General features: G+C 39.6%; 10 protein-coding genes and 1 pseudogene. 2 read left to right on the top strand and 9 right to left on the bottom strand.

The features are described from left to right. The 7 genes from B4033_RS01065 to B4033_RS01035 all read right to left on the bottom strand — a co-directional run. Positions 1-548, bottom strand: a 548-nt coding sequence (locus B4033_RS01065) for a hypothetical protein (protein WP_286831259.1), incomplete at its 3' end; no start/stop codon positions are given. Between the two features lie 8 nt (positions 549-556). Then, positions 557-1,432 (bottom strand): glucose-1-phosphate thymidylyltransferase RfbA, encoded by an 876-nt coding sequence (gene rfbA / locus B4033_RS01060; RefSeq protein ID WP_286831257.1) that lies wholly within the window; start codon positions 1,430-1,432, stop codon positions 557-559. After that, positions 1,432-2,490, bottom strand: a complete 1,059-nt coding sequence (gene rfbB / locus B4033_RS01055) for a dTDP-glucose 4,6-dehydratase (protein WP_286831253.1) — start codon at positions 2,488-2,490, stop codon at positions 1,432-1,434. Before rfbB ends, rfbA begins: the two co-directional genes overlap by 1 nt. A gap of 86 nt (positions 2,491-2,576) precedes the next feature. Further along, entirely contained in the window at positions 2,577-3,347 is a 771-nt protein-coding gene (locus B4033_RS01050; protein ID WP_286831250.1) for a glycosyltransferase family 25 protein, read from the bottom strand. A 10-nt stretch (positions 3,348-3,357) separates the two neighbouring features. Continuing rightward, positions 3,358-4,122, bottom strand: a complete 765-nt coding sequence (locus B4033_RS01045; RefSeq protein ID WP_286831263.1) for a glycosyltransferase family 25 protein — start codon at positions 4,120-4,122, stop codon at positions 3,358-3,360. 9 nt (positions 4,123-4,131) lie between these two features. Then, entirely contained in the window at positions 4,132-5,106 is a 975-nt protein-coding gene (locus tag B4033_RS01040) for a stealth family protein (RefSeq protein ID WP_286831247.1), read from the bottom strand. 54 nt (positions 5,107-5,160) lie between these two features. After that, positions 5,161-5,934, bottom strand: a complete 774-nt coding sequence (locus tag B4033_RS01035) for a glycosyltransferase (protein ID WP_286831261.1) — start codon at positions 5,932-5,934, stop codon at positions 5,161-5,163. A gap of 183 nt (positions 5,935-6,117) precedes the next feature. On the opposite strand from B4033_RS01035, the gene B4033_RS01030 reads away from it, so the two are divergent. Together B4033_RS01030 and B4033_RS01025 are read left to right on the top strand one after the other, a co-directional pair. Beyond that, complete coding sequence (locus B4033_RS01030) at positions 6,118-7,287, top strand: nucleotide sugar dehydrogenase (RefSeq protein WP_286831244.1); 1,170 nt, start codon at positions 6,118-6,120, stop codon at positions 7,285-7,287. Next, positions 7,284-8,306, top strand: a complete 1,023-nt coding sequence (locus B4033_RS01025; protein ID WP_004813072.1) for an NAD-dependent epimerase — start codon at positions 7,284-7,286, stop codon at positions 8,304-8,306. Before B4033_RS01030 ends, B4033_RS01025 begins: the two co-directional genes overlap by 4 nt. A gap of 58 nt (positions 8,307-8,364) precedes the next feature. Here B4033_RS01025 and B4033_RS01020 read toward each other — a convergent pair whose 3' ends face one another. Both B4033_RS01020 and B4033_RS01015 read right to left on the bottom strand, forming a co-directional pair. Further along, positions 8,365-9,291 carry a branched-chain amino acid transaminase gene (locus B4033_RS01020; protein ID WP_163172109.1) on the bottom strand — a complete coding sequence of 309 codons (927 nt, stop codon included), beginning with the start codon at positions 9,289-9,291 and terminating at the stop codon, positions 8,365-8,367. A 24-nt stretch (positions 9,292-9,315) separates the two neighbouring features. After that, positions 9,316-9,746, bottom strand: a pseudogene (locus tag B4033_RS01015) (bifunctional glutamine synthetase adenylyltransferase/deadenyltransferase); the annotation flags it as partial.

Raw genomic sequence — 9,746 nt, 5'->3', positions numbered from 1 at the left:
CCTAATAAAATATTTATATTTTCAGTCTGCCTGTTTTCAGAATAATGCTCACCACTAAAAATATTGCTTAAATAACCAAGATTCTCAATATACCTTCCTTTAGCTCCATATTTTTCTCTTGCATATTTAATATCTCCCGGAAGGTAGGTTAATAAATATGCCATATTTTTTATCACACTTTTTTTATAATAACCTGATAACCCAGTTTTTTGCCTTACGTCATATAGATCTCCTCCCCACATAAGCCAATAGCATTTTTTTAATAACCATGGATTATAAAATAATATTTTTATGAGTTTTGAACTAAATAATCCATGTAAAATAATTTTATCAGCATTATACATTTCTAATAAGAGCTGAAAGTAAGTGGTGTTATGATCTTTTTTACCTAGAAAAAATACACCTTTATCTTTTAAAAAACCATAGATATTCTCATCACCGTATAGATAAAAGGTATTATTCTCTTGTGAAAACTTTTCCTGTATAAAGTTAATTAGAGGGGGCAAGAACTTATCAGCCATACCCACATGAATTATTTTTTTTTGCACCTTTTTACCTAATCAACTAATGATATCAAATATTGCCCATAAGTATTTTTACTCATAGTACGACCAATTTCTAAAACCTGTTCTTTACTAAGCCAACCATTATTCAAAGCAATTTCTTCCAAACACGCGACTTTATAGCCCTGACGTTTTTCAATAGTTTCTACAAACTGTGCTGCTTCCAATAAACTTGAATGTGTGCCTGTATCCAACCACGCAAAACCACGTCCAAGCAATTCTACATTTAAATCACCGCGCTCTAAATACATCTGATTGACTGTGGTAATTTCCAATTCTCCACGTTCAGAAGGCTTCACTTGTTTAGCAATTTGAATCACATCATTGTCATAAAAATATAGACCTGTGACAGCAAAGTGAGATTTAGGTTGTTTAGGTTTTTCTTCTAAAGAAATTGCACGTTTCTGCTCATCAAACTCAACCACACCAAAACGTTCAGGATCTTTGACTTGATAACCAAAAACTGTTGCACCTTTAGCGCGGCTAACGGCCTTTTTTAGCATTGGGGTAAAACCTTGGCCATAGAAAATGTTGTCGCCTAGAACTAGACAGACATTACTATCTCCAATAAATTTTTCACCAATAATAAATGCTTGCGCTAAACCGTCTAGTCTTGGCTGAATCGCATACTCTAATCGAATACCAAACTGTGATCCATCACCCAGCAAACGTTTAAAGCTATTCAAATCTTCAGGTGTTGTAATGATCAGTACATCCTGAATCCCTGCAAGCATGAGTACTGAAAGTGGATAATAGACCATGGGCTTATCATAAATTGGCAATAGCTGCTTAGACACCCCTTTTGTGATTGGATATAACCGTGTTCCCGAACCACCAGCTAGAATGATTCCTTTAGTTTGATTTGACATTATATATTTACACCTAATCTTTCACGCTGGTAACTACCATCTTGCACACGACGACACCAGTCCAAATTATTCAGATACCATTCAACAGTTTTTTGAATACCTGTCTCAAAGGTCTCTTGAGGACACCAGTTTAATTCTTTTTGAATCTTTTCAGCATCAATTGCATATCTCAGATCGTGACCTGGGCGATCCTTCACAAAAGTGATCAAGGATTCATATAATTGCCCATCTGCTTTAGGTTTTAATTCATCCAGTATAGTACAAATGGTTTTTACTACTTCTATATTTCTTTTTTCGTTGTGACCACCAATATTATAAGTTTCTCCCACCCGTCCCTCAGTCACCACTTTATATAAAGCTCTTGCATGATCTTCCACAAATAGCCAGTCTCGGATTTGTTGGCCATTACCATAAATTGGCAATGGCTTTTCATCGAGTGCATTCAAAATTACTAATGGGATTAACTTTTCAGGAAAATGATATGGACCATAATTATTTGAGCAATTGGTGACAATTACCGGCAAACCATAGGTTCTATGCCAAGCACGGACCAAATGATCTGAACTCGCTTTAGATGCTGAATATGGAGAACTTGGCTGATAAGGTGTTGTTTCAGTAAATAGATCGGTTGTTCCTTCCAAATCACCATATACTTCATCTGTCGAAATATGATGAAAACGGAAATTCTTTTTTGATTTTTCATCAAGATTCAGCCAATATTTTCGAGCAACCTCAAGTAAAGTATAAGTACCGATAATATTGGTTTGTATGAAGGCTGCCGGACCATCAATAGAACGGTCTACATGCGATTCAGCAGCGAGATGCATCACAACATTTGGCTGAAATTCATGAAAGAGTGCTTTGATTGCAGTCTCATTACAAATATCAGTCTGACTAAATTGATATTGATCACTTTGTTGAACTAGACTTAATGACTCTAAATTTCCAGCATAAGTAAGCTTATCAACATTTAAAACATGGTACTTAGTGTTTTCAATAATATGACGTATTACAGCTGAACCAATAAATCCAGCACCACCAGTTACTAGAATACGCATTTCAAGCTATTCCTATCATTTCATCACATTTATATTTGATGCTTGTAAGCAAATTTATTTAAACATTCTTTTCTGTTGGCTTAACTTTATTTAAAGTCTACTCGTTGACCAACTAAAGTATATTTCACTTGCTTAATCACACGCACAATTTCCAACTGAATTTTTGCCCACCCCTTTTTCTTTTGCTTACGCATACGCGCTTTACGTTCAGCAAGCAAATCACTTGAGAGAACTGTCTTCTTTTCAGGGAATAGCATCATCTCCTGAATACAAAGAGCTGGTGTCATTTGATAGACAGGATAAATTTTAGCTTGAATAAATTCATCAAACATAACTTGATCTAAAGGAATTAACTGAATCTTTCGCACATAATCCAAGTATTTTTGTGCACCTTTCAGACTTAAAATATAGCCCGCTGTCCCTAAATTTTTTCCCGTTAACTGAACAATCTGACGCGATCCATTTGCGATATTTATCTTAGGACCACTTAAAAAGACCTTATCGGCAAAAGCTTCTATTTTAATAATATCCCAGTCATTTTGAATCCAGTCATACTGACTCAGAAAATAGTCAGCAGTTTCTCCCAAATACACATCATCTTCAAAAACTGCCAAATGCGGAATCTGCTCATCTACCATTTTTTGCCAGATCGCTACATGACTCATAAAACAAGCGAGTTCGCCTGCCGTAATAAAATCTTCTTGCACATTTAGAGACATTTTCGCAGCAAGTGGTTTTGCCAAATCCGGAGTTAATGCATCAAAAAATTCAAAACCGATATTCTGTTTACCAAATTCTTTTTGAATGTGTTCACGACGTGCAGTTGCTGTTTTTAGGCTAATTACAATGTTTTTCATACAGATTTACTTACTTTGAAGCCATTAAGTGTCTGAGTGCATAATAGCGATCACGCCACATCCGCTTTTGCTTTTTCAAACCATGGGACAACCCACGATTTTCTTTTTGTTTACGTGATACACCCTGAGAAGCGACTGTCCCTAAAATATCACTGTCTAAACCTGCAGGTCGAACCAAGGCTGGCCATACACCTAATCCCTTTCCATTTTTACTCAGCCAGGTCTGGAAGAAAATATCGACAGGCATATTTATGTGCTTACCTGCTTCTAAAAATGCTTGAGCACCTTGGCGTGACCAGATCAAACCTAACCCGCGAATTGGAAAATAAAAAGCATGCCACATGCTCATATCTTCAATCTGGGTAATATCTTTCGCCAGCTTTTTCTTTTTGGCTGCAATATTGATTAAGTACCAATCTAAATCTTTATGCTGGTCTAGATATTTTAATATACCCTCCAGCTTTGTTTTAAAGTCTGGATTAATTTTCATATCATCTTCAAGTACAACCAGATAATCTGCATCAGTATTCAGAAACTTCTCTGCGCAACCATAATGACTCAGATAACACCCCAATTCCGAGTTCATCAGGCTACGTCCAAGAATCTGCTGCGCACCTTGATCATCATAGTTGGTAAATTCAGTTAAAGCCTTGCCGCGACCATCGACTGCAGAGAAACGCTCAAAAGGCCAGTGCACTGCATCTAGTTGCTGAGTCGCCCGTTCAAGCCGTTCATGACTACCATCCAGATTAATCAGATAAGTAATTACTTTCATCATGAACCTCTAAGCTAAAATTGAATTTGGCAAATAACCAGCCAGTTTTTGCTGCATGGCATCACTGATCTGCTTTGCATCTGCTGGCTTCAATTGATCCAGACTCTGGATACAACCATATTTTATTGCAGGATTATTTAAAGCTGAAATAAAACTGTCGAGGCTCTCTTCATTTTTCAGATAAGCCAATTCAATATCAGGCTTCAGCTCAGCTTGCTGCTTTTGAATCTTGATATGATTCATCAGTGAAATGGGATTAAGCTGCTCTACACTACGAAACTTGTATTTAATCTGCGTTTCCAGCAACTGTGAATGTGCCAGCAAATAATCTTTCAAAGCATGACGATCGACAATATGTGGATAATGATGGATCTCAAAGAACTTTTTGAAACCCAGGATATCAGCCCCTAACATTTGTGCAATCATGTGCTTCGGCTGAATCGGCTTGCCAAATTGACGCTGCAAAAATTGGCGATATTTTAACTTTGTTTTCAACGCAAAACTGCTTTGCCAGTGGCCATAGATCACCAAATGATTACCGTTTAGAAAATCTTCTGGCTGCGCAATTGAATTAAAGAAAAAGTCATCATTCAAATAAATAAAGTAGTCTGATAATCCTTCAATGTTCCAGAGCATACTTTCAATGGATCGGGTATTAAAAGTGGGCAAATGCTGCTCATAACCTCTAAAAATTTCCCGATGATCCACTACACGAATTTTATCGGCAGTACACAGACCTTGTGCAGCAAATTCATCAATAAATTCTGGACACTGGTTATCGGTTACTACAAAAATATTGCGGCAAAAAGGTACATATTTCAGGATTGAAGCAATGTTGTAGTAGATTTCATTATTACTGGCGAAACGGGTATCACTGACTGCATCGGATGCATCTTCACCAGTCAGATATTTATGCCGTTTCTTTTTTAATTCCAGATCATTGCCATCCACCCAGGCAATTACAATATCAATTTGCTGCTGCATTCACTTCATCACTTTAAAATAGGTACCGGATTGCTTAATTACTACACTTAATAATTATTGCCACGCATCCTTGATCCATTGCGATGGCAGAACATAACGGTACCATTTACCACCGCCGCCGTTAATTGCGTCAGGTGGATTGATTTCACCATGGAAAATAATAATTTTGACGCCTTCCGGCTTCACAGGCGGCTTGAAATAAGCCATTGGAATTTTTTGCAGACAGTGATATTTATAGCTCTTGCACCAGGAATCCGGCCAGTAACTCAGTTTCTTTTCCTGATCAACATACCAGGATAAATAAGCCTGCTCATTACGAAACTTCTGACGGATTTCATCAAAATGTTCACGGAAATATGGCATCAAACCAGGAAAAGCTCCCAGCTTGAAACGATAAACCGAGCTATTTCCGGTAATACGCCATGGACGTTTCCAGTCATGAATAATCAAAAAATCACCCGGATGGGTAAAGAAGCTATCGATATTATCGACAATCACAACATCTAAATCGAGGAAAAGTGCATTTCCTTTTAAACCATATAAATCAGGTTCAAAGGTCGATAACTTATTCCAGCCACGTTCAGGACTACCTGCTGGCAAGGCCAATGGCGGAATAGGAAAACATTCAACAGCAGGATCAATGCCCTCGGCACGGTCTGTCAGACACACCATTTTAAAGTCAACCGTAGTATGACGCTTGACCATGTTGTATAAACGATTGACGTACTCTGCCCCATATTTGGTGCCCCACTTCATGCATAGCACAATATTCTGTTCAGACTGTGTATTCGTCTGACCTGACAGTGAGTCGTTTACGTTTTCCTGCATGTATTCATCTTCCACCAGCATTCTGCCTCATATCATACCATCTCTAAAGCAAAGTTACTCCCCCGCTTTTCAACACCTTCATAATACTCAAAATACTTTATGGTATGATATGAAACCGCCTTGAGAACGCCACTATTGGCTTGGGCTCTGGCTCCCCTATTAAAAATACATAATCAGGTTGATATGAAAATAGCAGTTGCAGGCACCGGTTACGTCGGCCTTTCCAATGCCATGATCTTCTCACAACATCATGAAGTCGTGGCATTAGATATTATTGACAATAAAGTTGAGATGTTAAATCAGAAGATTTCTCCGATTCAGGATCCTGACATTTCAACTTTTTTAGGTGAAAAGCCACTAAACTTCCGTGCAACAACTGACAAATATGAAGCTTATCAGAATGCTGATTTTGTCATTATTGCGACACCGACGGATTATGATACCAAAACCAATTATTTTAATACCCAAAGCGTCGAAAGCGTCATTGGTGATGTGACCGAGATTAACCCTCAAGCGGTCATGATTATTAAATCTACGGTTCCGGTAGGCTTCACCAAAACGGTTAAAGAGAAATTTCATACAGACAATATTATTTTCTCTCCAGAATTCTTGCGTGAGGGTAAAGCCTTACATGACAACCTTTATCCATCACGTATTATTGTTGGAGAGAAGTCAGCACGTGCTCAACAATTCGCAGATATGCTGATTGAAGGTGCAATCAAAAAAGACAGTCCTGTTCTGTTCACTGACTCAACCGAAGCAGAAGCAATCAAGTTATTTGCCAATACCTATCTGGCTATGCGCGTAGCTTTCTTCAATGAACTGGATACCTATGCACAAACGTTTGGTTTAGATACTCAGCAAATTATTGAAGGTGTCTGTCTGGACCAACGAATTGGCAATCACTATAACAACCCTTCCTTTGGTTATGGGGGCTACTGCCTGCCAAAAGATACCAAGCAGCTATTGGCGAACTATAGTCAGGTACCTAGCAATCTGATTCAAGCTATTGTGGATTCTAACCGTACCCGTAAAGACTTTATTGCCGATTCTATTTTGGCAAGGAATCCGTCGGTGGTCGGGATTTATCGACTGGTTATGAAAAGTGGCTCAGATAATTTCCGTGCCTCTGCCATTCAGGGAGTAATGAAACGCCTTAAAGCCAAGGGGGTTGAAGTCATTGTTTATGAACCGGCATTAAAAGAAACCGAGTTCTTTAAATCTGAAGTGATTACTGATTTAGAAGCCTTTAAACAGCGGGCAGATGTGATTATCACCAATCGTCAATCCAAAGAGCTGAGTGACGTTGAAGATAAAGTGTATACCCGTGATATTTTTGGAGGCGATGAATGAAGATTCTGGTAACAGGTGCAGCAGGTTTTATTGGATTCCATGTTTCCAAAAAGCTTTTAGAACGTGGTGATGATGTGGTCGGTTTTGACAACATGAATGACTACTACGATCCAGCTTTAAAACAGGCACGTGTAGATCTGCTAACTCAAACCGCGGAACAGCAGTCGGGGCAGTTCGACTTTTATCATGCCAACCTTGCAGATAAAGCCGCAGTTGACAAGTGTTTTCAGGAACATCAATTTGATCGCGTGATTCATCTTGCTGCACAGGCAGGCGTACGTTATTCGCTTGAAAATCCGATGAGTTATGTGGAAAGCAATATTGTCGGTTTTACCAATATCATTGAAGCCTGCCGCTATGCCAAAACACCACATCTGACCTATGCCAGTACTAGTAGCGTGTATGGTGCCAACACCACCATGCCTTTTAGCGAAAAACATGGTGTCGACCATCCAATTCAGTTCTATGCAGCAACAAAGCGTGCTAATGAATTGATGGCACATAGCTATAGTCACCTCTTCAAACTGCCAACCACAGGCTTGCGCTTTTTTACTGTCTATGGTCCTTGGGGGCGTCCGGATATGGCTCTCTTTAAGTTCACCAAGAACATTATTGAAGGCAAATCTATTCCGGTTTTTAACCACGGTAACCATACCCGTGATTTCACCTTTGTTGCAGATATTGCTGAAGGTGTGATCCGTTCCAGTGACCAGATTGCTGCACCAAATCCAGACTGGGATAGCAACAATCCTGATCCATCCACCAGCAATGCCCCGTTCCGGATCTTTAACATCGGCAATAATTCGCCAGTCAAACTGATTGAATATATCCATGCCATTGAAAAAGCAGTCGGCAAAGAAGCCATTCTGGACCTACTGCCACTACAACCCGGTGATGTACCAGATACTTTCGCGGATAGCTCAGCACTAGAACAAAGTGTAGGTTACAAACCTTCCGTTTCTGTTGAAGATGGCGTAAAACAGTTTGTTGACTGGTATCGGGATTTCTATCAGGTTTAATAGATTCTTCTAGCCATAAAAAAAGGACTCATTTGAGTCCTTTTTTTATCTGTTGAACTTATTTTACGTAAGTTAACCAGTGCGCATATTTAGGATCTTTACCCTGAACCGCATTGAAGAATGCAGCCTGGATTTGCTCAGTGATCGGACCACGTTTGCCTTCACCGATTTGACGGTCATCGTATTCACGGATAGGCGTTACTTCAGCAGCAGTACCGGTGAAGAATGCTTCATCAGCAATATAGAATTCATCACGGGTAATACGGCGTTCAACCACTTCATAACCAAGATCTTTGGCAATAGTAATAATTGTTTGACGGGTAATACCATCAAGCGCACCACCTGCGATATCAGGTGTATGAATCACGCCATCACGTACCAGGAATACGTTTTCGCCTGAACCTTGGCATACATAGCCTTGTGGATCTAGAAGCATTGCTTCGTCATAACCAGAATGTGCTACTTCCTGATGCGCAAGAATCGACAGCGTGTAGTTGCCTGATGCTTTGGCCTTACACATGGTCACGTTCGGATGATGATGGGTAAATGAAGACGTTTTTACGCGAATACCCTTCGCCATTGCTTCATCACCCAGGTAAGCGCCCCAGCTCCACGCAGCAACCACTGCATGAATGGTATTGTCAGTTGCGGCAATACCTAGTTTTTCAGAACCAATAAAGATAATTGGACGTAAATAGCAAGACGCTAATTTGTTTTCACGAACGACATCAATTTGAGCTTGTTCTAACGCTGCCTGATCAAATGGAACTTTCATTTGATAAATTTTTGCAGAATTAAGTAAACGTTTGGTGTGTTCTTTCAGACGGAAAATAGCCGTTCCATTCGGGGTTTCATAAGCACGGACACCTTCAAACACCCCCATGCTGTAGTGCAAGGTATGTGTTAATACGTGAGTTTTTGCCTCACGCCAATCTACCAGTTGTCCGTCTTGCCAAATAAAACCATCACGATCAGCCAAATTCATGCCACAAACTCCAATTTTTCACAATTATTCACTATCCAGTGCAAATACTGCACTTGGATCAATCAGTCTTTGCCATAACTTGCAAACGGTCTTTCGGGTATCGTGCCAGTCGCTTGCAGACACTTGCATGGATTGATTTGCAAGGGCTAAGCGGTGGCTCTCGGCGCGTTCACGGAGATAAGCTTGAATCAGAGCAGTCGCATCGTCGCTGGATAAGCAACCTGATTTTGCGGCATCCTCAAGGATTCGTACATTGTCGGAGTAATGGGCGAGATCTTTATTCGTCCCACTCCAAGCTAACACCGCATACTGTGCCATAAATTCGATATCAACGATACCACCTGCATCTTGTTTTAAATGAAAAATTCCATCTTTTTTTTGCTCTTTTGAAGAACCCAGATGATCTTTCATTTTCTGACGCATTTTTAATACTTCTTCACGCACATGACCGATAT

The sequence above is a fragment of the Acinetobacter sp. UBA3132 genome (genome assembly GCF_002364825.1).
GTDB classification, from domain to species: Bacteria; Pseudomonadota; Gammaproteobacteria; order Pseudomonadales; family Moraxellaceae; genus Acinetobacter; species Acinetobacter schindleri.
This window is presented reverse-complemented; position numbering and strand designations above follow the sequence as displayed.

Excerpts from the sequence above, each read along its gene's own strand:
- B4033_RS01035 (WP_286831261.1), bottom strand. The coding sequence starts at position 5,934 with ATGCAGGAAAACGTAAACGACTCACTGTCAGGTCAGACGAATACACAG.
- B4033_RS01020 (WP_163172109.1), bottom strand. The coding sequence starts at position 9,291 with ATGAATTTGGCTGATCGTGATGGTTTTATTTGGCAAGACGGACAACTG.
- B4033_RS01045 (WP_286831263.1), bottom strand. The coding sequence starts at position 4,122 with ATGAAAGTAATTACTTATCTGATTAATCTGGATGGTAGTCATGAACGG.
- B4033_RS01050 (WP_286831250.1), bottom strand. The coding sequence starts at position 3,347 with ATGAAAAACATTGTAATTAGCCTAAAAACAGCAACTGCACGTCGTGAA.
- B4033_RS01030 (WP_286831244.1), top strand. The coding sequence starts at position 6,118 with ATGAAAATAGCAGTTGCAGGCACCGGTTACGTCGGCCTTTCCAATGCC.
- rfbB (WP_286831253.1), bottom strand. The coding sequence starts at position 2,490 with ATGCGTATTCTAGTAACTGGTGGTGCTGGATTTATTGGTTCAGCTGTA.
- rfbA (WP_286831257.1), bottom strand. The coding sequence starts at position 1,432 with ATGTCAAATCAAACTAAAGGAATCATTCTAGCTGGTGGTTCGGGAACA.
- B4033_RS01025 (WP_004813072.1), top strand. The coding sequence starts at position 7,284 with ATGAAGATTCTGGTAACAGGTGCAGCAGGTTTTATTGGATTCCATGTT.
- B4033_RS01040 (WP_286831247.1), bottom strand. The coding sequence starts at position 5,106 with ATGCAGCAGCAAATTGATATTGTAATTGCCTGGGTGGATGGCAATGAT.